Raw genomic sequence first — 25101 nt, 5'->3', positions numbered from 1 at the left:
CGGTACGCTTTCTGTATGAGTGCTGTTCCTGGTTCCGAAAAGCCGGCAGGCCGTTTCCGGCGCATGCTCGACCGGCTGTCCTCCTCCCAGGAGGATCTGGAGTCGGAGGAGCTGCGTGAAGACGCCGAGACCGCGGGCTGCGTCCGCATCGGCGACTGTCAGGACCGCCAGATAGTCACCGTTACTGGTACCTTGCGCACGGTCACCCTGCGACCACGCGCCGGGGTCCCCGCGCTGGAGGCCGAGCTGTTCGACGGCTCCGCGGCGCTGGACGTGGTGTGGCTGGGCAGGCGCTCCATCGTGGGGATAGAACCGGGGCGCAGGCTGATCGCGTCGGGCCGGATCTCGATGAGCCGGGGCCGCCGGGTGCTCTTCAACCCCAAATACGAACTCAGACCCCTCGGAGGGGAGTAGCCGGTGACGTCCCTCGACAAGCCGACGGACCAAGGGAACACGGATCAGGACGCCGATTCCAGGGCCGTGACCGAGGCAGCGCTCTTCGAAGCCTTCGGCGGCGTGCGGGGCATGGTGGAGACGGTCGTTCCCGGCCTGCTCTTCGTGACCATCTTCACGATCAACAAGGACCTGCACATGTCGGCCATCGCGGCCCTCGCGGTGTCCCTGGCACTCGTGGTGGTCCGCCTGGTCATGAAGGACACCGTCAAGCACGCCTTCAGCGGCGTCTTCGGGGTCGCCTTCGGCGTGGTCTTCGCGATGATGACCGGCAACGCCAAGGACTTCTACCTGCCGGGCATGCTCTACACCCTGGGCCTCGCCCTGGCCTACATCATCACGACCCTCGCGGGCGTCCCCCTGATCGGCCTGATCCTCGGCCCGGTCTTCAAGGAGAACCTCTCCTGGCGCACCCGCAACCCCGGCCGCAAGAAGGCGTACGCGAAGGCCAGCTGGGCCTGGGGCCTCATTCTGCTCGCCAAGTGCGCGATCCTCTTCCCGCTGTACTGGTGGGCGGACACCACGCAGTTCGGCTGGGTCCTGGTCGCCCTGAAGATCCCGCCGTTCCTGCTCGCCGTCTACCTCACCTGGCTCTTCCTGGCGAAGGCCCCGCCGCCCATCGACGTGTTCGCGGAGATGGAGGCCGCCGAGAAGGCGGAGGAGGAGCGCAAGGCCGCGGCGCAGGCCCAGCGAGGCGCCCCGTAAGGGGGCGCGGGGCTGTGACATGTGCGGGCGGGGGGCACCCGGTGACTTACCGGGCGCCCCCCATCCGCGTACCGCGAAAACCGTCAGCTCACGGGGTCTTCGCGCCGCACCGACAGCAGATCCTCCAGCTGCTCCTCGCGCGCCTGAGCCGCTACGAAGAGAAGCTCGTCGCCCGCCTCCAGGGAGTCGTCCGGCGTCGGCGCCAGCACACGCGTGCCGCGGATGATCGTCACCAGCGAGGTGTCCTCGGGCCACTGCACGTCGCCGACCAGCGTGCCCGCGAGGGCGGACTCGGGCGGCAGCGTCAGCTCGACGAGGTTCGCGTCGCCGTGGCTGAAGCGCAGCAGCCGCACGAGGTCGCCGACGCTCACCGCCTCCTCGACGAGCGCGGACATCAGACGCGGCGTGGAGACGGCGACGTCGACGCCCCAGGACTCGTTGAACAGCCACTCGTTCTTGGGGTTGTTCACACGGGCGACGACCCGCGGAACGCCGTACTCCGTCTTGGCGAGCAGGGAGACGACGAGGTTGACCTTGTCGTCGCCGGTCGCGGCGATCACGACGTTGCAGCGCTGGAGCGCGGCCTCGTCGAGGGAGGTGATCTCGCAGGCGTCGGCGAGCAGCCACTCGGCCTGCGGGACCCGCTCGACCGAGATGGCGGTCGGCGCCTTGTCGATGAGAAGGATCTCGTGACCGTTCTCCAGGAGCTCTCCGGCGATGGAGCGGCCCACCGCGCCGGCTCCGGCAATGGCGACCCTCATCAGTGACCGCCCTCCTCGGGGCCTTCGGCGAACGCCGCTTCGACCTTGTCGACCTGATCGGTGCGCATCATCACGTGCACCAGGTCGCCCTCCTGCAGAACCGTCTGCGAGGTCGGCAGGACCGCCTCGCCCAGCCGGGTGAGGAAGGCGACACGTACGCCCGTCTCCTCCTGGAGCTGACTGATCTTGTGCCCGATCCAGGCATCGGACGCGTGCACCTCGGCGAGCTGTACGCCGCCGGTGGGGTCGCGCCACAGCGGCTCGGCCCCCGAGGGGAGCAGGCGGCGCAGCATCTGGTCGGCGGTCCAGCGGACCGTGGCGACCGTGGGGATGCCGAGGCGCTGGTAGACCTCGGCGCGGCGCGGGTCGTAGATGCGGGCCGCGACGTTCTCGATGCCGAACATCTCGCGGGCGACCCGCGCGGCGATGATGTTCGAGTTGTCGCCGCTGCTGACGGCGGCGAAGGCGCCCGCCTCCTCGATGCCGGCCTCGCGCAGGGTGTCCTGGTCGAAGCCGACGCCGGTGACGCGGCGGCCGCCGAATCCGGAGCCCAGACGGCGGAAGGCCGTGGGGTCCTGGTCGACCACGGCGACCGTGTGCCCCTGTTGTTCCAGGGTCTGCGCGAGAGCGGAACCGACTCTCCCGCAGCCCATGATGACGATGTGCACGACCGTCCTTCCGGCTGTGTCAATACTCTGTGCTCAGGCTGAACAGGCTGAACGGTAAAAGCGTCTCAGACCGGAGCCCAAGCTACACACGCGCGGTCCGCGCGGGGCACCCCCGTGCACCTGCCGGAAGGGTCGGCCCCGGCTTCAGTCGACGCTGCGCAGCAGGCCCTCGACGTTCTGCAGCCGGTGGCCGAGCTCGACGAGCTGCAGGCGGGTCGCCTCCTGCTCCGACCTGGCGCGTTCGACCGCCGCGCGGTACTCGTGCATGGCCTCGGCGTACTGCCGGTCGCGCTCGCGGTTGCGCTGGCTCTGGAAGTAGGCGACGGCGACGATCGCGCCGGCGAGTATCAGGAAAAATGCGACCGGGATGATCACATCGTCCATTAGGGCGTCCCCTTTGCTGAGTGCTGTTCGTCGTCGCCCGTCTGACCCTCGCGGACGGCCGCGGTGATCGTATCCACGTTCACCCGCACGTCGAACGGCGCGAGTTCGAAGTACTTGAGCGCCTTGCCGTCGTCGGAGAGCTCCAGGCGGCCGACGACGAGGCCCGCCTTCTCCATGCGTTCGAGGTGCATGTAGAGCAGGGGGCGGGACACCCCGAGCCGTCGGGCCAGTTCGCTGACGTACAGCTGGCCGGACGAGAGCTCGGTGATGATCCGGATGCGCTGGGCGTGGCCGACCGCCGCGAGAAAAGCCAGCAGCTCCTCGCTGTCCATGGGCCGCCTTCGCGCTGGTGCCGATACCTGTCAGGCAAGGCTTACGCATGACGGGAACGGCTGTCAAACCCCGCCCGGACCCACCCGTTCCTCCTTCCCTTACGGTTGACGGCTCGAACCTTCACCTGTCAGTCTGCACTTACACATGAAGGACGAAGGGGCGGACGGACATGGCTAGGGGCGGGAAAAGCAGAAGCGGGCGATCGGTCACGGTGCGCGCGGCACGATGGAGCGCGCTGCACCCATGGCGGGCGGTCATCGGCTGGCTGGTCTTCGTGGCGCTGTGCCTGGGGGGCGGAATCGCCGTCGGCATGAACAGCGCCACCAGCGCGGACTTCCGCGTCGGCGAGGCGGGCCGGGCGGAGGCGCTGGCGACCGAGGGCGGTGTCCAGCCGCGGTCCACGGAACAGGTGCTGATCCGGGCCGCGTCGGGCCCGCTGGACAGGGCGGCGGCCGACGCCGCGGTCAAGGACATCACCGCCCGGATGAAGGCCCTGCCCGAGGTCGCCTCGGTCGCGGCCCCGGTGCGTTCCGCCGATGGACGCGTCGTGCGGGTCCCGGTGGAGCTGAACGGCTCCGAGCAGGACGACCAGAAGAGGGTCCCCGCGCTCCGGGCCCAGACGGAGGAGGCCGCCAAGGCCCACCCCGGCCTGGTGATCGAGGAGACCGGCGACGCCTCCGTGAGCAAGGGCGTCGACGACCAGCGCAACAAGGACCTGCAGTTCTCCGAGGCGATCACACTGCCGATCACCCTGATCACACTGGCCGTGGTCTTCGGCTCGGTCGTCATGGTCGGCGTACCACTGCTGCTCGCGATCACCTCGATCATGGCGACCATGGGCCTGGCGATGCTGGCCTCGCACCTGCTGCCCGACACCGGCGTCGGGATGAGCATGATCCTGCTCATCGGCATGGCCGTCGGCGTCGACTACACGCTCTTCTACCTCAAGCGCGAGCGCGAGGAACGGGCGCGGGCGGGCGGCCGCCTCAGCTCCGAGGCGCTCGTCGAGGCCGCCGCCGCGACGGCCGGGCGCGCGATCGTCGTCTCCGGGCTCGCCGTGATCGTCTCCACCACCGCGCTCTACCTCGCCGGTGACGTCATCTTCGACTCGCTCGCCACCGGCACCATCCTGGTCGTCGCCGTCGCCGTGGTCAGCTCGGTGACGGTGCTGCCGGCGCTGCTGGTCAAGCTCGGGCGGCGTACGGAACGCCGGGAAGCCAAGCGCCTCGCGAAGGGCAAGCCGGTACGGACGTACGCCCATGGCGACGTACCGACGTACGCCCCCGGGGAGGTACGGACGTACGCCCACGGCGAGAAGAAGCCCGGCCGCGTCTGGAACGCCCTGCTCGCACCCGCCCGCAAGCGCCCCGCGCTCACCCTGTGCCTGTCGGTCCTGGTCATGCTGGGACTCGCGCTGCCCGCGCTGAACATGAACCTCAAGAATCCGGCGCGGGACAGCTTCTCGCGCGACATCCCCGCGATGCAGGGGTACGACAGGCTGCTCGACGCCTTCCCGGAGCAGCGCGTCCGCCACCTCGTCGTGGTGCGCGCCGGGGCCTCGCAGGCCGCCGATGTACGGGAGGCGCTGACGGCACTGGACCGGGAGGCGCAGGCGGACCCGCTCTTCTCCGACCGCCGCTCCGGTGCTCCGCTCCTGCGCTCCTCCGAGGACCTCAGGACCACGACCCTGGAGCTGAACGCCCCGCACCCGACGTACTCGAAGAGGGCGGAGGACTCACTCGCCCACCTGCGCGACGACCATCTGCCCGCGACCGTCGGCAAGCTGCCCGGCGTCGAGACGGCCGTCACCGGCGAAGTGCCGCGAGGCGTCGACTACGTACAGCACCAGAACCAGAAGCTGCCGCTCGTCCTCGGCTTCCTGCTCCTGATGACCTTCGCCATGACGATCTACGCCTTCCGCTCCGTCGTCCTCGGACTGCTCGGCGTCGTCCTCAATCTGCTGTCCGTCGGCTCCGCGCTCGGACTGCTCGTCCTCGTCTTCCAGGGCGAGTGGGCCGAGGAGCTGTTGTCCTTCGTCTCGCTCGGCGGGATCTCCTCGCGCGTACCGCTCTTTCTCTTCGTGATCCTCTTCGGGCTCTCGATGGACTACCAGGTCTTCGTGGTCAGCCGGATCCGCGAGGCCGCCCTGAACGGCGTACCCACCCGGCAGGCGGTCCTCGACGGCATCGCGTCCTCCGCCAAGATCGTCACCAGCGCGGCGATCGTCATGGTCACCGTCTTCGCGAGCTTCGTCATGCTGCACATCCTGGAGATGAAGCAGATGGGCTTCGTCCTCGCGGCGGCCGTCGTGCTCGACGCGTTCGTGATCCGCGTCATGATCCTGCCGGCGGCGCTGCTCCTGCTGGGCCGCGCCACCTGGTGGCCGTCGAAGTCGATCCGCCGCGCGGAGGCGCGGGCCGCGGACTCCTACCAGGGCTCTTTCGACCGGGATTCCGAGCAGCGCAGGGTCGCACGGCACGGATAACCGGGGCGGATCCGGAGCAGATGGGGGGTGTGGGTGGGCGGGCGTCCTGCCGAACGCTTACGATCCTCTGCGTGTCCAAACTGACCGACGTGCCCAAACGGATCCTCATCGGGCGCGCACTGCGCAGTGACCGGCTCGGAGAAACGCTCCTGCCGAAGCGCATCGCACTCCCCGTCTTCGCGTCCGACCCGCTCTCCTCCGTGGCATACGCGCCGGGAGAGGTCCTTCTCGTCCTCTCCATCGCGGGTGTGTCGGCGTACCACTTCAGCCCGTGGATCGCCGTCGCGGTCGTGGTGCTGATGTTCACCGTGGTCGCGTCGTACAGACAGAACGTGCACGCCTATCCGAGCGGTGGTGGCGACTACGAGGTCGCCACCACCAACCTCGGCCCCAAGGCGGGGCTCACCGTCGCGAGCGCCCTGCTCGTCGACTACGTCCTGACCGTCGCCGTCTCGATCTCCTCGGGCATCGAGAACCTCGGCTCGGCGGTCCCCTTCGTGGTCGAGCACAAGGTCCTGTGCGCGGTCGCCGTCATCGTCCTCCTCACGCTGATGAACCTGCGCGGCGTGAAGGAGTCCGGGAAGCTCTTCGCGATTCCGACGTACGTCTTCGTGGCCGGCGTCTTCCTCATGATCGCGTGGGGTGCCTTCCGGGGCATCGTCCTGGACGACACCATGAAGGCGCCCACCGCCGACTACGTGATCAAGCCCGAGCACCAGGGCCTCGCCGGTTTCGCGCTCGTCTTCCTGCTCCTGCGGGCCTTCTCCTCCGGCTGTGCCGCGCTCACCGGCGTCGAGGCGATCAGCAACGGCGTCCCGGCGTTCCGCAAGCCGAAGTCCAAGAACGCCGCGACGACGCTGGCGCTCATGGGCGGCCTGGCCGTCACCATGTTCTGCGGCATCATCGCGCTCGCCATGGTGACCAAGGTCCGCATGGCGGAGTTCCCCGCCAAGGACCTCTTCCACAACGGCGTCTCGGTCGGCTCGGACTACGTCCAGAACCCGGTGATCTCCCAGGTCGCCGAGGCCGTCTTCGGCCACGGCAGCTTCCTCTTCATGATCCTGGCCGCGGCCACCGCGCTGGTCCTCTTCCTCGCCGCCAACACCGCGTACAACGGCTTCCCGCTGCTCGGCTCGATCCTCGCCCAGGACCGCTATCTGCCGCGCCAGCTGCACACCCGCGGCGACCGCCTCGCGTTCTCCAACGGCATCGTGCTGCTCGCGGGCGCGGCCGCCCTGCTGGTCGTCGTCTACGGCGCGGACTCGACCCGGCTGATCCAGCTCTACATCGTCGGCGTCTTCGTCTCCTTCACGCTCAGCCAGATCGGCATGGTCCGGCACTGGAACCGCCACCTGGCCGGCGAGAAGGACCCGAACAAGCGCCGCCGCATGATCCGCTCCCGCGCGATCAACACCTTCGGCGCCTTCTTCACGGGCCTCGTGCTGGTCGTCGTACTCGTCACCAAGTTCACGCACGGCGCCTGGGTCGCGCTGCTCGGCATGTGCATCTTCTACGCGACGATGACGGCGATCCGCCGCCACTACGACCGCGTGGCCGAGGAGATCGCCGCCCCGGACGCCCCGACCGACGACAACATGCGCCCCTCCCGCGTCCACTCGATCGTCCTCGTCTCCAAGATCCACCGCCCGACGCTGCGCGCCCTGTCGTACGCGAAGCTGATGCGTTCGCACACCCTCGAAGCGCTCAGCATCAACGTCGACCCGGCCGAGACCAAGGCGCTCAAGGACGAATGGGAGCGGCGCGGCATCACCGTGCCGCTGAAGGTCCTCGACTCGCCCTACCGCGAGATCACCCGGCCGATCATCGAGTACGTGAAGAACCTGCGCCGGGAGAGCCCGCGCGACGTGGTCAGCGTGATCATCCCCGAGTACGTGGTCGGCCACTGGTACGAGCACCTGCTGCACAACCAGAGCGCGCTGCGCCTCAAGGGCCGTCTGCTCTTCACCCCGGGCGTGATGGTGACGTCCGTCCCCTACCAGCTGGACTCCTCCGAGGCCGCGAAGAAGCGGGCCCGCAAGCGCCAGGAGTGGAACGCGCCGGGTGCGGTGCGGCGGGGGCCGGTGGAGAAGCCGAGGCGTACGAGGGAGAAGGAGCCGAAGGAGAAGGAGCCGAAGGAGAAGGAGCCGAGCAAGAAGGCCTGACGGCCTGACGCCGCCTCCCGGCCTGTCTGTGGTGAACGGCCGGACAACACCCACGTAGACTGGTGGGCTGTTGTCCGGCTGTTCCCCTTTTTACGTTGTGGAGTCACCCCGCCATGCAGGCAGAACCGAAGAATCCGCAGGCGGGGAACGCGCAGGCGGACACGTCGACGTCACCGTCGGACACGTCGCTGGTCGGCCACGAGTACGAGGTCGAGGTCGGCCCCGTCGCGCACGGCGGCCACTGCATCGCCCGTACCGCCGAGGGCCAGGTGCTCTTCGTACGGCACACGCTGCCCGGCGAGAAGGTCATCGCACGTGTGACCGAGGGCGAGGAGGGCGCGCGCTTCCTCCGAGCGGACGCGGTGACGATCCTCGACCCGTCCAAGGACCGCGTCGAGGCCCCCTGCCCCTACGCGGGCCCCGGCCGCTGCGGCGGCTGCGACTGGCAGCACGCCAAGCCGGGCGCGCAGCGCCGCCTCAAGGGCGAGGTCATCACCGAACAGCTCAAGCGCCTCGCGGGCCTGACCCCCGAGGAGGCGGGCTGGGACGGCACGGTCATGCCGGCCGAGGGCGACAAGGTGCCGCCGGGCGAGGTCCCTTCGTGGCGTACGCGCGTGCAGTACGCGGTGGACGAGGACGGCAACGCGGGCCTGCGCCGCCACCGCTCGCACGAGGTCGAGCCGATCGAACACTGCATGATCGCCGCCGACGGCGTCTCGGAACTCGGCATCGAACAGCGCGACTGGTCCGGCATGGCGTCGGTCGAGGCGATCGCGGCGACCGGCTCCCAGGACCGCCAGGTGATCCTCGCCCCGAAGCCGGGCGCGCGCCTGCCCATCGTGGAACTGGACAAGCCGGTATCCGTGATGCGCGTCGAGGAGCATGACGGCGGCATCCACCGCGTCCACGGCCGCCCCTTCGTCCGCGAGCGGGCCGACGGCCGTACGTACCGCGTCGGCAGCGGCGGCTTCTGGCAGGTCCACCCGAAGGCGGCGGAGACGCTGATGCTCGCCGTCATGCAGGGCCTCACTCCCCGCAAGGGCGACACGGCCCTCGACCTCTACTGCGGCGTAGGCCTCTTCGCGGGCGCACTGGCCGACCGCGTCGGCGAGAAGGGCGCGGTCCTCGGCATCGAGTCCGGCAAGCGAGCGGTGGAGGACGCCCGCCACAACCTCGCGGCGTTCGACCGCGTCCGCATCGAACAGGGCAAGGTCGAATCGGTCCTCCCGCGCACGGGCATCACCGAAGCGGACCTCATCGTCCTGGACCCCCCGCGCGCAGGCGCGGGCAAGCAGACGGTCCGCCACCTGGCGAGCCTGGGCGCGCGCCGCATCGCTTACGTGGCTTGCGATCCGGCGGCGCTGGCTCGGGACTTGGCGTACTTCCGGGACGGGGGGTATCGGGTGCGGTCGTTGCGGGCGTTTGATCTTTTTCCGATGACGCAGCATGTGGAGTGCGTCGCGATCCTTGAGCCCGCCGGGAAGGGCCGCTGACCTGCGGTTTCGTTTGATGTGCATTATGTGCAGTGTGGGCGTTACGGGTGATATCTTGACGCACGAGCGACGCATGTCTGGCACCTTTTCCGATGGGCGTCAGGCTGCTGTTCGAGCAGGTGACGGCGGGTCGGATATGGCCTGCAGGAGGTTGGTCCTTGCCGTCTCCTGGTGAAAAGGCGTGGGTTGTGGGCGGTGTTGGGGCTCAGTATGAGCGGCGTCTGTACGGGCTCCAATGGCCGAGGTAGGGCTTGAGGTTGTCGGCGTTGGACTTGTGCGGCGTGGGGAGTTTCGGTGCTGAGGCTGTCTCGGCGAGGTGCTGGAGGTGGGTGGTCGGCGAACGCGAGCCATGCCCTCGACCTTGGTCCTTTCCCGGCCGAGCGGCAGTGATGTACGTGGTCTCGTACGACGGTGACGTACTCGGTCAGACGCTTGGCCTGGTGCCACGTCTGTTCTTCGAGGCATCTGACGCGATAGGCGTGGTCGTAGGCGGCGCGGGCTTCCTGCACGGCTGCAAGACCGCCCCGGTCGCCCCCGACATGAGCGTGGAAGTGGACGACGTGGACGCGGCCTATGCGGTCATGCGGGACAGCGGCGCGGAGATCGTGCCGGCGCGGACACAATCGTGCGTGACGTATTGCGGTACTCCGGGCATCATCGACACCACTGGCTGCGAGCGGTTGAGGGCCTGGATCTGAGACTTCTCGTTCACCCAGAAGATCCAGAGCCCGCTCGGGCGGGTCCAGATAGAGGCCGACGACATCGTGGACCTTGTCGACGAAGTACGGGTCCGTCGACAGCTCGAACGCCTTCGACCTGTGCGGCTGCAGACCGAACGCCCGCCAGACCCGCGGCACCGTCCACTGCGACAGACCCGTGTGCCTCGCCATCTACCGCGTCGACCAGTGCGACGCGCTCTGCGCAACCGACTCCAGCGTCCTGGTGACCAGCGCGGCCACCTGCTCGTCGGTCGCCGTCCGGGGATCGCCCGAGCGAGGCATGTCTCCCAGGTCGGGCGATCCGACACTCGACGAACCTTGCACGCCATCGGCCCACCACATGCGGCGTCGAGCCGCGCCGAGCAGCGACGTCCTTGTCGGAAGCCCCCTCCGCGCAGGCCAGGGTGATCCGAACAGAATTCCTGACCCAGAAGGTGCCCCACCGCAACTTGCTTTCGGCTGCACCGTTCTCAGAACCCGAGACATGCGCCCGTGAGGTGTCCTCGGGCGTCGTCACTCCGGCAGAAACCGCTTCTACCTGCAGTTATTGGCACGTCAGACTCGCTCACTGGATCAGTTCAATGTGCGGATGATCTGGGGACGCCGGGCAGACATGGAGTTGCAAGTCGTGGCCCCGGGCGAGGTCGAGCATGGTGAAGTTCGCTGGAGGGGTGCCGGGAAGTAGCGGTGTGGGGTTCGCCTGGTCCTCTTCGGGTTCCCAGCTTTCGGTGGCGTCGTCCCATTCGGTGGTGGCGATCGTCAGCAGTGGGACCGCCCCCGTGCCGCATGTGGAGCAGACTCGGGGCATGGGGTCGGTGAGGCCCCAGCGGGTCCAACCCCCGGTCTTCCAGCCAGGGGAGATGGATAGCATGTCCATGTAAAGCTCCTCCGGGGCGGCCTCGTAGGAGCTGTCCAGTGCTGGTCCGACCGTCTGCCACCTGCTCCAGTCGCCCAGTTGCTCCTGCAGCTCCTTGCTCAGCTCCAGATAGCTGGGGTACTCCGTGACCTGCTCCGGTGTGAGCAGGCACGGCTCGGGCAGATAAGTGGGGAACTGAATCGCGGGCGGCTCGGGCGGTGCGTCGAGCACGTCCGTCACAGTCGCGGCGGACCGCCAGAACAGTGCGGTTTTGGGGTGCGCCGGGTGATCGAAGGGGCACCAGAGGACCTGGAGCAGGTTGGCCTCTGATTGCGCGGGCGGGCACAGCAGGGGGATGTCACGGACGTACAGCTGGGCCACGGGCAGCATGGCGATCGGACCCTCGGGCCATGGGCGGCCAGCCATGATCTGCTCCTCGGCCGCCAGTTCTTCGGGCGTGGCCCAGGGCCCCTGGGGGTCGTGGAGCCGTCGATTTGCCGATTCAGCTCGGCTGCGACGCCACAACCGTACGTCCTCCGGCGAGAGGACCGCGTTCACCCTGTCCCATTCGTGCGGTCCTTCGCAGTGCGGCCACGGCTCGTCGGCGGGCCAGAGCAGCGGCCCGCCGACGGAGCTGTCGTGCGGCGTGGGTGACCCGGGGCGGGGATGCAGCCGGGTCGCTGTGCGTGCCAGGGGGGCCAGTGCAGGGAAGAGTGCGGTGACGTCGAACGGCCGCAGCGGGGTGGTGTGACTCATACTGGCTCCCGAAGGCACGAACTGATTAAGGTCAGTTTCCGAGGTTGAGCAGCCCAGTGTTTCCCTGGGTGTTGGGGACGTAGACGTTGGGGAAAAGCTGCTCCGTCGTCCCGTTCGCTCGTTCGATATTAGCGTTCATCGTGACTCCCACCGGAATCGTGCTGGTGGCGTCCCGGTAAACGGGCGTCACCTGATAGAGGATCGCGTCATTGGCCCCGAAGCTCTGCTCCGCTACCTTCTTTTGAGCCTCGGCCTCGTAGGTCCGCATGCTGGGTGTACCGGTGTTCATCCCCACCTGCCAGCAGGGAACGAGGTTGTTCTGGCCACCGTCCCGAACCCGGCCCTTTCCTCCGAGGATGTTCGCGACCAGGTGACACCGGGCTTGCGCGGTTCCGGGCGAGTTCGCTGCGGCGAACAGCTCCGCGTCCTTCCAGCCGGTGATGCTGCCCGTGGCACCACTGCCCTTGCCAAGCTGCTTCCCCAGACAGGCCTGTGCGATGGTCGGCCGAGTACCGGCCGGGCCGGGCGGGTTGGTGCTCTTGTTGGTGTGGGGGACCGGTTCGGTGGTGTTCTTGATCCACCCGTCGCCGGAGGGAAGCGCACCTGTCGGCGGGCTTGCCAAGCAGGGGGCCTGCGGGACAGGGGCCGGCGTCGTGAACTCCACCTTGAACTGCTCGGCGTCGATCACCCGCTTGTTCTGAAAGCCCTCGATGAGTTTGCTGTCGGCGAACTGCTTGTCGGCGGCGGGGACATGGGCACGCATACAGGGCGCGCCGGGATCAAGATCCCGACTATCGCCAAGGATGTAGGTGTCCCAGCCACCACTGCTGGCGTTGGGGATCACCTCGACGCACTGAGCGCCGTCGATTCCTCCCTCCTTGGCCTCCGCGAAGGGGAACTCACCACAGGTGTCGGTATCGATGAGGTCTGTATTGACCTGGAAGGGCGCCGTACCCGCGCTTCCGCAAGTGCGCCCCGTACGACCGGCTGTGCCGCTCTTCGCCCTGGTCAGTGGCTTGGCCTGCCCCCAGCCGTCGGCGAGGTTCTGCTGGGCCCATTGATAGGCGGCCATCGCACCACCTGGGTCCGAGCCCTGCGCGCTCATTGGCACGACGGCCATGACCGTGGGTATGACACAACCCGGCGACGGTGTGCCCGTGGCCTCCCGGACGGCGTCGTCGCAGCGGATCTCGCGGGGGTTGTCCCAGGAGGCATTCGGGTCGACGGCCGTGGCGCCCGGGGAGGTCACATACACCTTGTACGAGGTAGTGAACTCCTCTTTGGTGTTCGGGGCGGGGGTCGAGGAATAGGAGACGTTGCCGCTGAGGGACTGGCCGACGGTCAGGGCGCCGCCATACCACGGTGCGGTTTTCGTGGCCTTGCAGCCCGTGCCGCAGCCCGATCGGAGCTTCACGGTCAGAGTGGTCACGGCCCCCGTCGCACGGGTCATCTTGACAGTGACGTGTTCGTCCCACGTCGTGCCTTTCTCTGGCAAGGTCGCGTTCGTCGAGACCTCCAGGGCGCCGTTGCCCAGCTCCTTGCCCTTGTCGTCTTTCAGGGTGTAGCGGACGGTCAGGCCGGTGGCGCAGTAACTGAAGCGTTTGTACGTGTAGTTGCCCGGGTTGGTGATCTCGCAGCTCGCTGTGTTGCCGCCGCTGGCCGCCGGCGCGGCCGCGGCCGTCCGCTGTGCGCTGGCGGCCGTCCGGCGGGCGTTTACCGGGGCGGCTAGTGTGGTGATGCAGGCCGTGACGGCCCCGTCGCGGCGTTCCCGGGAGCCTGCCCGGGTGGGTTCGCAGTGCTCCCCGGGCGTCAACGGGAGAGGGCTGGTTTTCATCGGGTCGGGAACGTGGGGCAGGGAATCCGCGTCGATGCGGCCCACGTGGTGCCACGGCTGGTCCGGCGTCTCGTGCGCCGGGGCCATGGCCGTCGTGGTGGTGCCGAGCGCCATGACGGCCAGCAGAGAGAGATACGCGCGCCTGGAGCGTGGTATTCGAGACGATGGTCTCATTGTGCGAGGTCCTTTCGTGTGTGACGTGTTGGCCGGTGATTCCGACCCGTTGCCGGTCGGCGGAACGGCGGCAGTCCGCCGGTGACCGAGGGCGCCAGTTCCTTGCCGTCCTCGGTGACCTCGTGCATCACCGGGGCCAGCGTTGTCACGTTTACGGCTTGGCTGGCGAGTTGAGCTTCTTTAAGGCGTACTCCCATAGCTGGGGTGGTGTCAGAACAGGCTGACGGCCGGCTATTCGGTGACGGACATTTAGAGGCTCGGCCGCCCGCTGTCGCGGAGGCTGACGGCCAACTGACGCGTAGATCGCTGTGGTCCTGTGCGAGCGAACCGCCCAATTGGGGGCGCGGCTGTTTGTGCCGTCGGGTTGGGTTGAGGCTGTGGTCCGCGCACACCGGGCGGTTTCCGTGATGGTCGTGTCAGTTGCCGTGGCCAGAACAGGGTTTTGAGGATGCGAGGCGACGCCCCCGGCTAACTCTGTGTTCGGCCGTTTTCGTCCGCGAGCAGTCACTGCTCACTGCCGCGAGTTGTTTCGTGAAGAACGCCATGCAGAGCGTGGACGTACCGTCCGGGCTGCTGGCGTGGAAGCCACGGCCACCATCGGCCACACCAAGCTGACGTCCACGACCGGTCGACAGCTACTGAGTCTTTCCGACCACGCAACAGCAAAGACGGGTCGGCTTCGGGCCAGGGTGAGTTCACCGAAGATGGTGGATGAGTGATCTCTGCGGTAGGCCGTGATACCGACCGGCAGGCTGACGGCGGGAGCCGACGTTCATGACCCCCACCGCTGCATCTCGGGTGCTGTCAGCCGATGGACGAGAGAGCTCTACCGATAGGAGAGGCAACGTCTCCTGCGAAGTCTGTGACCTTGTCCAGAGCCTTGGGGACCTTCTTCACGAGCCCGATCCCCCGGGACCCTCCTCTGGTCACGATGCCCAACGCAGTGCTGCCTGCACCCTGGATGAATTCAGCGCTACCGAAGCCGTGCTCGATACCGGAGCAGATGGCACCGATACCAGCGGCGCCGAGGGAGACTCCGCCGAGGAAAAGGGCGACAGGTGCTGTGGCGGGGGCCGCTGGAGGGAAGAGGAGGCTGATGCCTCCGAGCCCGGTTGCCAGCAGTCCGGTAGCGGCACTGGTGTTGTTGAAAACATCGGCCCACCACCCGGCGTCACTCCACCACTCTTCTCCACCTCCGGAGATGACGCTCCGGTTGACCTGGTCGTGGGTGGGGGAATCGGCTGGGTTGCGCTTGTCCTTCTTGTTCTGCTTGGCGTTCTCCGCTGCCTTGCGTGCGGCTTCCACGATTTCTGCGGCTCGCTTGTGCACGGCGATCCGCCGGGCATCGCTGGCAGCGGCTGCCGCTGTGGCCTTGTCCCTGTTTGCTGCGAGTTCCGACTGCCGCGCTGCAGCCGCGGATGCCTGGGCCCGGTAGGAGGAGTTGAGGGCGCTGCGGGCAGAGTCCATGGCCGTGTTCGCCGAGAAGTTCGCCGCTCGGGACGCGCCGCGGGCAGTAGTCGCTGCGGCCTTGGCCTTGTTCGCAGATGCTTGAGCATCGGCTGCCGACTTGTCCGCGGCGTCTGCGTTCTTCTTGGCTTCTTTGGCTGAGTCGGCGGCATTGTTCGCCGAGTCAATGGCCTTGTTCGCCCAGTCGGCCGCGTCGTTTGCGGCATCCCTGGCGTCCGCCGCCGCCTTGGAGGCCAACGCCGCGTCCTTCTGCGCCTGATGGGCGATCTTCGCGGAGGCTGCGATAGTTGCACGGATGGCAGCCGAGTGACCGGCGGAGTCGAAGTCAAGTTGCGCCGCCTGGTATTGCACGACGTCGACGAACCGCCGCCGCATCCAGGTAGGGCCTGCCATGGCTACATCCGCGTATGCCTTGCCGTACGGTCCGCCAGAAGCGGCGATAGTCGCTGTAGTCACCGCGTCGTCCTCGCGTACCGCTTCCGCGAGGTCGTGGTCGAAGAACTTCTGCAGAGCTTCCGGGGTACCAACCTTCAGGGCGTTGTTCGCCGCGACCGTGACAGCCTTGCCTGGCTTGCCATCGAGGATGCGGAAGATCAGAATGCGGTTCTCGTCCTCCCTGGCCTTGATAACGCCAGAGGTGCCGAAGTCGCCCACAACTGTGGAACTGCCGCTCTCAAGCGCCTTGACTGCCGCATCCGCCACGGCGGGGTCGGACACCTGAGTGATGTAGAGGATGGTCTCCCGGTCGTCCTGCCCTGCAGCGATGACCCTGTCCGCATCGATCCAGGCGTGGACATCGTCGTCTGATCCTGACAGAGCGAACTGAGCGGCCTGCCGCGTCCAAGGCCCCCTGGAGTCCATTAGGCCGATGGCCGCCTTCCGTCCGAGGGCGGCGGCCTGCACCAGGTCGTTGTTGGCCAGCGCCGCTTCGGCGCCAGCGATCAGATCCTTGACGGCTTTGCTGGTCTGTTCCGCCTGGGTGCGGTTGTTCTGGAGATCCGCAAGCTCCTCCTCCTCGATCCGAGCAAGCTCCGCCGCCTCCTCCAGCCCTTGCTTACGGTCTTCCTCCAAGCTCGCCATCTCGGCCTCTCGGGCCTTCTGCTCCACCTTCAGAGCCTTCTCGACGATCTTGGTAGCGACATTCGCCGCCTTGACGGCCTCAGCAGCGTGCGCGGTGGACTTGTTCGCGTAGTCGATGGCCTTGCCCGCATGCTTAACAGCTTCCTCGGCCGCATCCGCCGCTTTGTCTGCGTGCGTCGCGGCGGAATAGGCGGCGTCGCGGGCCTCACGGGCGGCGTCCGCAGCCGCATTGGCCAAGGTCTGGGCTGCGGATGCCGCGTTGGTGGCCTGGTTGGCCGCCTTCGATGCAATCTCCGCCTGCCGCCTGGCTTCCGCTGCTTCCTTCTGGGCCTTACCGGCTGAGGTCGCAGCCTGGGCGGAGGCTTTGGCGGCAGCCGCTGCATTACGGGCCGCAGAAGCGGCAGCGCTGCCGGCGTTGGCGGCCTGGGCGGAGGCGATCGCGGCCTGGTCGGCCGCCTTGGCTGCTGATCGTGCCTGCGAGGCTGCGTTACGTGCAACGACGGCGGCATTTTTCGCGGCGTTGGTCTTGGACGCGTCCTTGGAGGCGGCGATCGCGGCGTTGTAGGCACGAGAGGCGGCAGAACCGGCGGAGGCGGCAGCCTGGGAGGCGGCGGTGGCGGCCCAGGATGCGCGACGCGACGCGTCCACAGCGGCCTGAGAAGCCCTGATTGCGGTCCGGGCCGCGTCCGCCGCACCTCTGGATGCCTTGGCTGCCTTACGTGCCGCCGCTGCGGACTTCGCTACGTCCTCCTCAGCCTTCTTGGCTTCGGCCGCAGCCTTCTCAGCTGCTTCCTTCGCCTTTTGCGCGGCTGTCTGGGCCCGCTCCGACGCCTCAATCGCCAGTTCAGTCTTCGCCTTAGCTCGCTTTCCTTCCCGCTCCACCACCTTGACGAGTTCATCGATGGTCGCTGACTCCTGGTCACGGGCCCGGGCGATGTGCTGCCCTGTATCGAGGAACCACAGCACATCCTCGTCCGTCCCGCTCAGCGCTCGGTTCGCATACTTCGTCACCTCCGGACCGGCGGAGGCGAGCAACTTGGTGATCTCGACGCGCATGTCCTCGAAGTCAGCGCTGAACTGCTTGTCGGTGAGGAACGCCTCCAGGGCCTTTCGGTTCCCCTCCGTCATGGCGGCCGATCCTGCCTGCTGTACCGCCTTACCGCCGTTGCTGACGACACTTGCGGTGGCCACCTGGAGGTCTTCGATGATGACGGGCTTGAAGCCGTCCTTGACGAAGGACGCAATGGCGGCGTCGCCACTGTCGAGGGCCGCTGTGGCTTCTCTGCGCATCCCCTTGCCGGCGTTGGCGAGGTAGGTCAGCACGGCGACACGGCTGTCTTCCGCGGTGGTCTGGGGCAGTTGCTCGGTGAGAAAGGCCTGTATGTCGGCGTCGGTGCCGACAAGAGCGTCAGCTGCAGCCGCCCGGGTTGCCCGGCCGCCCGTGATCCACGCCTTCACTGCCTTCGCCCGGTCCGAGTCCGGAAGCGCGAGGGGATCCGGTACGCCTCCTTCGACAGCGCGTGCCACAGACACAAGAGCCCCAGGCGAGGCTGCCACGGCGGTGGCGGCTGCAAGGACGCCAAGCAATCGGCGCCTGCTCCAAAACGTTGTCTTCATATACGTGTTGTCCTCGTCATCCCTGCCACACGGCAGGTCGGTGATCATTAACACAGCGGGCCGTTTACAGGGCAGAGGCACTTGCAGGCTGGCGGGTATCTGCAGAACGGCTGGCCGATGCCCCTGGAAAGCGCAGCTGCGCTACGCCGGAGAAGGCAGTGACGGCAGCGGAAGGGTCACCTCTGCGGCGCTGGGCGCAAGTTGGGCGGATCCGGTCGGCTCGTGGCTCACGCCGGGGTAGCTGCAGCCCCCTGACCGAAGCGCCCCTTCCTGCCGTTCTGCGGCGGCGCTCCGGCTGAACCCGTCGATGCTGTCTCCTCGACGCATAAGCGTCGTCCCGAAGAAGGGATCCTCACACAGGATTTCCGAAACAGTAAAGCATGCGCACCGAAATTGTCTGAAAGTACTCGGCTCTTCTTAGCGGCCGCAGATACTTACGCAAGGTTGCTGAGTAATCCCGGCAGCGCGCTGTCGCGCGGATCGTCACGCTTCCGTTACCTGGATGCGTGCTGCCTGCAGCGATGGTTCCGGGTTTTGCATTTTCATTACTTCCCTGTCATGTGATGCGGGTCATCTGGACCTCTCCATCTGGCGCCTTTGGCCCGGGTATGTCCCCATAAGGGGCCTATTGCTGTGTTGGACATGTGAACACGCTGTGGATTTGAATGGTCGCGTCACGTACTTGTGGCGAGGTCGGCACCTGCCTGTTGCTGCCGTCCCGCACATCACAGATAACAACCTCCGATAAGGGTTGTTTGCTCGCTGTTTCCTGTGAGTGACTCGCCCAGAGGGAGAGGCGAAGCGCCAGGTGTACCAACCATGGAGGCGATACTTTCGCATGCCATGCGGCTCCTCATTTACGGGCGTTACAGCGAGCACGGTGACATCTGACCTATGTAGGGGGAACGCATGAAAATCGTTATTCGCGCCCTTGTGGCGGGGTGTGCCGCTGCGGCCGCGGCTGTGGCCTGGTTCACATCCGGCCCGGACGAGTCGGCCAGCACGGCTGTCCCTGTTGTTGATGGAGCGCCCGGGTACGCGGTGGAGGACTTCAACTACCCGCAGGCGGAAAAGATTCAGCAGGAGAAGGGCATCCTGCTCAAGCGCGGTGACGGGCACATCGTGCTGGCCGCATGCGGCAGTCAGGACGGCCTGCTGGAGGTATGGGCCCGCAACACGGACAAGGTCTGCTTCCAAGTGACGGGCAAGAGCGGCTACTTGAGCCTAGAGATCCCTGCCGTCTACGGCATCAAGGGCAACGACTACAACACGGACGTGACCACGACCCTGGACGGCCGGGAGAAGAACTTCGACATCGCGAAGAACACCTTCACCCCGGTAGGCGAGAGCGCCGACCCCGAGGGCCGCGATCACATGCTCGTCGAGATCGTCACCTCGAAGTAGCTCCTGCACCCCGCCGTCACGGGCGCCTTCGGCGCCTGTGTTCTCACCTTCTTGAGGAACTGTCATGCAAGCCCATTCCAAGGGCAGACTGCGTACCGCTGCTGCTCTGGCAGCCTGTGCGCTGACCGCGCCGGTACTGCTGTCGGCTACACCCGCACACGCGCTCACCGGACCTGCCGATGCCAACGAGGCCCACGGCTTCACCGCCCGCCTGGACATCGGTGACGGGAAGCGGGCCTGCTCGGCCGCTCTCGTCGATGAGCAGTGGCTGCTCACCGCTGCGAGTTGTTTCGCAGAGAACCCCGCACAGAGCTTGGACGTCAGGGCTGGCAAGCCGGCGTTGAAGACCACGGCGACCATCGGCCGCACGGAGCTGACGTCTACGGCCGGAGAGATGCGCGAGGTCGTCGAGGTCGTCCCCCGTGGCGACCGCGACGTGGTCCTCGCCCGCCTGGCGGCTCCGGTGACAAGTACCGCGCCCATCGCTGTGGCCACCAGCGCACCGAGTTCTGGTGAGCAGTTCACCGCCACCGGTTACGGGCGCACCAAGAACGAGTGGGCCCCTGTGGCCCTGCACTCCGGCTCCTTCGCCGCGGGCTCCCGCAGCGGCAACGATCTGCCGATCACCGGCAGTAACGGGGCGGCCGTTTGCAAGGGTGATACCGGCGGCCCGCTTTTCCGGGAGACGAGCGGAAATCCTGAGCTCGTCGGCATCAACAGCCGCTCGTTCCAGGGGGGCTGCTTCGGCACCGAGGCGGCACAGACCAGCACCGACGCAATCAGCGCGCGCGTGGACGACCTGGGGGGCTGGATCGACTCCACCACCCAGGCCGCCGCTACCACCGACTTCAACGGCGACGGTGTGCGCGACGTTGCCATCGCCGACCCGCAGGCAACCGTCGCTTCGCAAGCCAAGGCGGGCCTGGTACGTGTCGTCTACGGGGGCAACAAGGGCACTGCCGAGGTCACACAGGCGGCCACCGGGGTGACCGGGGTCGCGGAGAACGGCGACCAGTTCGGTGACGCACTGGCCACCGTGGACTACAACCTGGATGGCTACACCGACCTCGTGGTGGGCACCCCCGGCGAGGACATCGCCAACACGGCTGACGCCGGCCTGGTGCAGATCGTCTACGGCTCCGCCAACGGATTGGGCAAGGGCACCCCCAGCGGACTTGACTTCGAGCAGGGCAAGGGCGACGGCGCTGTCGGCGCCGCTGCCTCCGAGGCCGGTGACCGAATGGGCGACGCCGTGGCCGCGGGGACCACCACACTCGGGGAGCCGTACCTGCTCATCGGCGTGCCCGGCGAGGACGTGAGTGGTGTCGTCGACAGCGGGAGCGCCTTCTACCTGCGTGGCAAGACCAACGTCTCCGTTCACCAGGACTCCAAGGACGTTCCGGGCGTGGGCGAAAAGGGCGACCGCTGGGGCACCAGCGTGGCCGGTTCCCCTGAGCACCTGGCCATTGGGGCTCCGAACGAGGCCATCGGGGACAAGGCCGACTCCGGAGCCGTCACGGTCTTCCGTCACGCGCTGAGCCCGGACAAGATCCCGACTGCGCTGGCCGGTGTCGACCAGAACAGCACCGCGCCTGACATCAACGGTGCTGCGGAAGCAGGCGACCTCTTCGGCGCGTCCATCTCCATGACGTCCTACCGGCCCAGGGCCAGCGCCTCGACTCTGCCGACTGACACCTTCCTGGCGATCGGCTCGCCGGGAGAGAAGACTGCTGATGCTGCTGGTGCCGGACGGGTCGTCGCCCTACGCGTCGCCGCCGATGGTGCGCTGAAGCAGCTCGCCGACATCCAGCAGGGGTCCGCGGACGTCACCGGGGCACCGGAAGCCGGTGACAAGTTCGGTGCACAGGTCTCTGCCGTCAACACGGCCCCGGGCGCAGTGTCCAGCACCACGAGCGTGCTGGTGGCCGTCGGCATCCCTGGCGAGGACATCGGAACCGCCGCGGACGCAGGCTCGGTGGAGGTCTTCTCTCTGCTCGGCGCCCCCGGTGCCCACGACGTCGTGGTCGAGCCCGGCAAGGTAGGCCTCCCTGGGGTTTCCAGCGCCAAGCAAAAGTTGGGCACCAGTATCCACGCCGCCGGTACGCACCTGTACCTGGGCCTGCCCAGCGGACCCGCGCCGCACGGATCCGTGCACACCGTGCCATGGAACAACATCACCGACGCCGCCAGCGGCGCCGTCTCCACTTACGAACCGGGCAAGGACGGCCTGCCTGCAGCAGGCGCTGCCTTCGGCACCGTCATCCGCTAGCCCCGTTCCGCAAGTACGGCGTCGATGGTGAATCGATGCCCAGCAGTCTGGTCCCGGGGGCGCCTGTCCGGAAAGGCCCCGGGACCAGAGGGCGGAAGGCCATCCGGCTGCCCCGCCCGCCTGCCGCCGTGAGGCAAGGCACGCCTACAACGAACTTGCTTCAGCGGCCCGTGAGTGTCGCGCCAAGCAACGCCTGCCGGTCCTCTCCTTGTGCGGCCCTGACTCTTTCACGCAAGGCAGACAGCGCACCCCCTTGACCAGGGCGGCTGCGCGGGGGAACACGCTATGAAGATCGCATTTCTGATCAATAACGCTTACGGCATTGGCGGCACGATCCGCACCACCGTGAACCTGTCCCGCGCCCTGGCGGCACAGCACGAGGTCGAGGTCGTGAGCGTGCACCAGGTGAAGGACGAACCTGAGCTCCCGTTCGATGGACAGGTAAGGCTGACTCCACTGATCGACATGCGCCAGGACAGTCCCGCCTACGACGGTGGGCATCCGCTGACTCGCCAGCCGTGCACCATGTTTCCCGACACCGGTGCCGCCGCGAACTCCGCACGCCTGCCCTACTCGGCGCTCCAGGACAAACGCATCGGCCAGTGGTTGCAAGAGACCGACGCCGATGTGGTGATCGCTACCCGCCCCGACCTCAACGGCTACCTCGCCCGCGACGGCCAAAGCCGCTACCTGCGCATCGGGCAGGAACACCTGAGCCTGGACGCCCACAACCCCACCTTGCGCGGACACCAGAACGAGGCAGTCGCCCAACTGGACGCTTTGGTGACCGTGTCCGAAGCCGACGCCGCGCAGTACCGCCGAGCCCTGCCGAACGTGCCGGCCCGCATCATGAGCATCCCCAACAGCGTGCCCGAACCCGCGGTCGAAGCCTCCGACCACCGCTCCGACATCATCATCGCCGCAGGTCGACTCGCCGCCGTCAAACGATACGACCGACTGATCGACGCCTTCGCCAAAACCGCCCCCGCGCACCCCACCTGGTCGCTGCGCCTCTACGGACGAGGACCGGAGCGAGCGAATTTGCGGCGCCAGATCGACGAACTCGGCCTGTACGACCGCATATCCCTCATGGGGCCGGTCTCACCGATCGAAACCGAATGGGCTAAGGGTGCCATTGCCGCAGTCTCCTCCGACATGGAGTCCTTCGGCATGACCATCGTCGAGGCCATGCACTGCGGCGTCCCCGTGGTCTCCACCGACTGCCCCCACGGGCCCGCCGAGATCATTGGCGAAACCAACGGTGTTCTGGTGCCGCTGGGAACCGGAGTCGATGGGTACGCCACGGCCCTTGACCGCCTCATGGCCGACGCTCCGCTCCGTGCCCGCCTAGGGGTCGCCGCGCGTCAGCGGGCGAAAGCCTACGAACCGGCCGTCATCGCCCAGCGCTACGAAGCTCTGTTCCAGGAACTGTCCGCCCCACGCAAACGCCGTTGGGCGAAGTCTGTCCCCGGCAGACCTTTGTTGGCCCGGTTGCGATCCGCGCTTCCGGCAAGAGCCGCCAAACAGGTCGAGACGTTCCCCGTACCGGTGCCGGCCCTGGAAACGAGGCCCGGTCCACGACCCGTCGCATCTGCCCGGGCCTGCGCTGACGGCAGTATCAGCATCCGCCTCGACGATTCGACCCTGCCCTCTGGGCGCCTCGACTTCCTGGCCCGCCTGCGCCGCGATCCAGAGGGACGAGAGATCCGAATCCCCGTACTCGCCTCAAGCACCAGCTCCGACCGAAGCGACATCCGCATCACGCTCGCTCCGGCCGAGCACACGTTGTCGGAAGGCCGATGGGACTGCTACGTGGTGGGTAATGAGACCGGGGAGGAGGCGCGCCTCATCTGTGCGCTGGCAGAACAGGCGCGCAGTGTCGGCCGAAGGCCCGTTATCGCCGACGGCCATGTGACGGCCTGGCTTCCCTATGCCACCACCGACGGATTTCTGGCGCTGCGCACCTGGCGGCGCGATGCCCACGCCGAAGTGGAAAGCATCGCGACCGGCGACGACCACGCCACAGTGACCGCACGCCTGCTCACGGCCGACATGCCCGCCTCTCTCCATGCCGCCACAGTGGTTGCTGCATCACGCCAGGGGGAGACACACGACTTCACTGTCCCGGTCACCGAACTGGTCGGAAGCCCAGGGCTTTTCACTTTCACTCTGCCGTACTCCCGGGCGCTTGCGCTGCGAAGCAGCACCCATGACGTGTGGGACGTTCGCCTGCGCGTGAGTAACACCAGCCCGTGCATCTCGATCGGCCGGATGGGGGGCGACATCGTCGACCGTAAAAAGACCGACGTGCTCCCAGCCATTGTCCTGCAGCACGAGGAGCGGGGTGCGACACGTACCAAGCCCTTCTTCACCGTCACCAACGATGTGGCCCTGAGCTTGCGGGACACGAACGATGGTCCATCGACTCGGCTGTCATGACGCATTCTTCCTCCTTCGTCGCGCCGCGCTCTTCGCTAGTGCCTCCTTATCGCTCGATCCAAGGAAGTGAAATGGAATTTCACAGGAGAATAGCGCAATCTGTGATATGCGTGATGATTTTGTCGGCGTCGTTCTGGGGGACGTCTTCATCTGCCTCTGCTGCACCCCTGCCCGAAGTGAGAAATCCCGCTCTGAAGGAGAAAGCTTTCTTCGGCTTGGATGAAGGTTCCGGTTCGCGGCATGTGTCAGGGGGAGTTCCAGAAGAGTTTGCCGCGTCGTTGTCCGGTGGCGCTCGGCTCGGCGTCGGCGGCAAGGTGGGAACGGCGCTGCATTTGGACGGGTCCTCGGGGTATGCGGCGACGCCGGGGCCGGTGGTGGACACGACGAAGTCGTTTTCGGTGTCGGCCTGGGTCAAGCTGGATGACAAGAATGAGAATTATACGGTTCTGTCTCAGGCGGGTGATCATGCCAGCGGGTTTCAGTTGTATTACTCGAAGCACTACGACAAGTGGGTGTTCAACCGGCATGCGAGCGACACCGACGGGACAGACATCGTTCGCTCCATGAGTAACAGCGTCGCAAAAGTCGACGCTTGGACACAACTCGTCGGCTCATACGATGCCAGCGACCAGAAGCTATCTCTCTTTGTGAATGGAAAGCAACAGCAATCGGAGAAATTCGCCACGCCATGGCGGGCGAACGGCGCTCTGCAAATTGGTCGGCTGCTCTACAGGGGTGCCTGGCAGGAGCACACGCACGGCCTCGTCGACGAGGTGCGAGCCGTGCAATCCCCGGTAACCGAGGCTGATGTCACCAAGCTGGCCGACGGGGACGTGTCGTCCCACCTGCAGGAACTGGCCTCGTTCCTTCTCGATGAGAACCCAGGCAGCACGAAAGTCAGTGGAGGGAAGGGTGCAGGGCCGGTCGCGACACTGGCTGGCCGCGGTGCTCGGCTCGGCGTCGGCGGCAAGGTGGGAACGGCGCTGCATTTGGACGGGTCCTCGGGGTATGCGGCGACGCCGGGGCCGGTGGTGGACACGAC

The 25101-nt window shown here is 67.1% G+C and carries 16 protein-coding genes and 1 pseudogene; 10 read left to right on the top strand and 7 right to left on the bottom strand.

Annotated elements, in window-relative coordinates; genetic code table 11:
* Positions 1-15: 15 nt before the first annotated feature.
* Both ACWDVB_RS01885 and ACWDVB_RS01880 read left to right on the top strand, forming a co-directional pair.
* Entirely contained in the window at positions 16-414 is a 399-nt protein-coding gene (locus ACWDVB_RS01885; RefSeq protein WP_451515471.1) for an OB-fold nucleic acid binding domain-containing protein, read from the top strand.
* Between the two features lie 3 nt (positions 415-417).
* Positions 418-1158, top strand: coding sequence for a DUF3159 domain-containing protein (locus tag ACWDVB_RS01880; RefSeq protein ID WP_451515472.1), 741 nt, complete (start codon positions 418-420; stop codon positions 1156-1158).
* 83 nt (positions 1159-1241) lie between these two features.
* Here the strand turns inward: ACWDVB_RS01880 and ACWDVB_RS01875 are convergent, their stop codons facing one another.
* The 4 genes from ACWDVB_RS01875 to ACWDVB_RS01860 all read right to left on the bottom strand — a co-directional run bounded on the left by ACWDVB_RS01875 (position 1242) and on the right by ACWDVB_RS01860 (position 3303).
* Positions 1242-1919 (bottom strand): potassium channel family protein, encoded by a 678-nt coding sequence (locus ACWDVB_RS01875; RefSeq protein WP_451515473.1) that lies wholly within the window; start codon positions 1917-1919, stop codon positions 1242-1244.
* Positions 1919-2587 (bottom strand): potassium channel family protein, encoded by a 669-nt coding sequence (locus ACWDVB_RS01870; protein ID WP_451515474.1) that lies wholly within the window; start codon positions 2585-2587, stop codon positions 1919-1921. Before ACWDVB_RS01870 ends, ACWDVB_RS01875 begins: the two co-directional genes overlap by 1 nt.
* 144 nt (positions 2588-2731) lie before the next feature.
* Positions 2732-2971, bottom strand: coding sequence for a hypothetical protein (locus ACWDVB_RS01865; protein WP_451515475.1), 240 nt, complete (start codon positions 2969-2971; stop codon positions 2732-2734).
* Complete coding sequence (locus ACWDVB_RS01860; RefSeq protein WP_451515476.1) at positions 2971-3303, bottom strand: ArsR/SmtB family transcription factor; 333 nt, start codon at positions 3301-3303, stop codon at positions 2971-2973. Before ACWDVB_RS01860 ends, ACWDVB_RS01865 begins: the two co-directional genes overlap by 1 nt.
* Before the next feature lie 170 nt (positions 3304-3473).
* On the opposite strand from ACWDVB_RS01860, the gene ACWDVB_RS01855 reads away from it, so the two are divergent.
* From ACWDVB_RS01855 to ACWDVB_RS01840, 4 genes and pseudogenes are all read left to right on the top strand, one after another.
* Entirely contained in the window at positions 3474-5789 is a 2316-nt protein-coding gene (locus ACWDVB_RS01855) for an MMPL family transporter (protein WP_451515477.1), read from the top strand.
* A 71-nt stretch (positions 5790-5860) separates the two neighbouring features.
* Positions 5861-7951 carry an APC family permease gene (locus tag ACWDVB_RS01850; RefSeq protein ID WP_451515478.1) on the top strand — a complete coding sequence of 697 codons (2091 nt, stop codon included), beginning with the start codon at positions 5861-5863 and terminating at the stop codon, positions 7949-7951.
* A gap of 113 nt (positions 7952-8064) precedes the next feature.
* Positions 8065-9444 carry a class I SAM-dependent RNA methyltransferase gene (locus tag ACWDVB_RS01845; protein WP_451515479.1) on the top strand — a complete coding sequence of 460 codons (1380 nt, stop codon included), beginning with the start codon at positions 8065-8067 and terminating at the stop codon, positions 9442-9444.
* A gap of 515 nt (positions 9445-9959) precedes the next feature.
* Positions 9960-10052: pseudogene (locus tag ACWDVB_RS01840) on the top strand (VOC family protein); the annotation flags it as partial.
* A gap of 676 nt (positions 10053-10728) precedes the next feature.
* Here ACWDVB_RS01840 and ACWDVB_RS01835 read toward each other — a convergent pair.
* The 3 genes from ACWDVB_RS01835 to ACWDVB_RS01825 all read right to left on the bottom strand — a co-directional run bounded on the left by ACWDVB_RS01835 (position 10729) and on the right by ACWDVB_RS01825 (position 17995).
* Positions 10729-11775: a hypothetical protein gene (locus tag ACWDVB_RS01835; protein WP_451515480.1), complete on the bottom strand. Its 1047-nt coding sequence runs from the start codon at positions 11773-11775 to the stop codon at positions 10729-10731.
* A gap of 31 nt (positions 11776-11806) precedes the next feature.
* Complete coding sequence (locus tag ACWDVB_RS01830) at positions 11807-13723, bottom strand: DNA/RNA non-specific endonuclease (protein ID WP_451515481.1); 1917 nt, start codon at positions 13721-13723, stop codon at positions 11807-11809.
* Between the two features lie 864 nt (positions 13724-14587).
* Positions 14588-17995, bottom strand: coding sequence for an ALF repeat-containing protein (locus ACWDVB_RS01825; RefSeq protein WP_451515482.1), 3408 nt, complete (start codon positions 17993-17995; stop codon positions 14588-14590).
* Positions 17996-18856: 861 nt separating this feature from the next.
* Here ACWDVB_RS01825 and ACWDVB_RS01820 point away from each other — a divergent pair.
* The 4 genes from ACWDVB_RS01820 to ACWDVB_RS01805 form a co-directional block, all read left to right on the top strand.
* Positions 18857-19351: a hypothetical protein gene (locus ACWDVB_RS01820; protein ID WP_451515483.1), complete on the top strand. Its 495-nt coding sequence runs from the start codon at positions 18857-18859 to the stop codon at positions 19349-19351.
* A gap of 64 nt (positions 19352-19415) precedes the next feature.
* Positions 19416-21620 carry a trypsin-like serine protease gene (locus tag ACWDVB_RS01815; protein WP_451515484.1) on the top strand — a complete coding sequence of 735 codons (2205 nt, stop codon included), beginning with the start codon at positions 19416-19418 and terminating at the stop codon, positions 21618-21620.
* 285 nt (positions 21621-21905) lie between these two features.
* Positions 21906-24059 (top strand): glycosyltransferase, encoded by a 2154-nt coding sequence (locus ACWDVB_RS01810; RefSeq protein ID WP_451515485.1) that lies wholly within the window; start codon positions 21906-21908, stop codon positions 24057-24059.
* Positions 24060-24130: 71 nt separating this feature from the next.
* A partial coding sequence (locus ACWDVB_RS01805) for a LamG domain-containing protein (RefSeq protein WP_451611934.1) occupies positions 24131-25101 on the top strand: 971 nt, incomplete at its 3' end.

Source organism: Streptomyces sp. NPDC003379 (genome assembly GCF_053589195.1).
This window is presented reverse-complemented; position numbering and strand designations above follow the sequence as displayed.

Coding starts and splice junctions, on each gene's coding strand:
- ACWDVB_RS01885 (WP_451515471.1), top strand. CDS start 16: ATGAGTGCTGTTCCTGGTTCCGAAAAGCCGGCAGGCCGTTTCCGGCGC.
- ACWDVB_RS01875 (WP_451515473.1), bottom strand. CDS start 1,919: ATGAGGGTCGCCATTGCCGGAGCCGGCGCGGTGGGCCGCTCCATCGCC.
- ACWDVB_RS01865 (WP_451515475.1), bottom strand. CDS start 2,971: ATGGACGATGTGATCATCCCGGTCGCATTTTTCCTGATACTCGCCGGC.
- ACWDVB_RS01860 (WP_451515476.1), bottom strand. CDS start 3,303: ATGGACAGCGAGGAGCTGCTGGCTTTTCTCGCGGCGGTCGGCCACGCC.
- ACWDVB_RS01855 (WP_451515477.1), top strand. CDS start 3,474: ATGGCTAGGGGCGGGAAAAGCAGAAGCGGGCGATCGGTCACGGTGCGC.
- ACWDVB_RS01845 (WP_451515479.1), top strand. CDS start 8,065: ATGCAGGCAGAACCGAAGAATCCGCAGGCGGGGAACGCGCAGGCGGAC.
- ACWDVB_RS01835 (WP_451515480.1), bottom strand. CDS start 11,775: ATGAGTCACACCACCCCGCTGCGGCCGTTCGACGTCACCGCACTCTTC.
- ACWDVB_RS01830 (WP_451515481.1), bottom strand. CDS start 13,723: ATGGCGCTCGGCACCACCACGACGGCCATGGCCCCGGCGCACGAGACG.
- ACWDVB_RS01825 (WP_451515482.1), bottom strand. CDS start 17,995: ATGATCACCGACCTGCCGTGTGGCAGGGATGACGAGGACAACACGTAT.
- ACWDVB_RS01820 (WP_451515483.1), top strand. CDS start 18,857: ATGAAAATCGTTATTCGCGCCCTTGTGGCGGGGTGTGCCGCTGCGGCC.
- ACWDVB_RS01815 (WP_451515484.1), top strand. CDS start 19,416: ATGCAAGCCCATTCCAAGGGCAGACTGCGTACCGCTGCTGCTCTGGCA.
- ACWDVB_RS01810 (WP_451515485.1), top strand. CDS start 21,906: ATGAAGATCGCATTTCTGATCAATAACGCTTACGGCATTGGCGGCACG.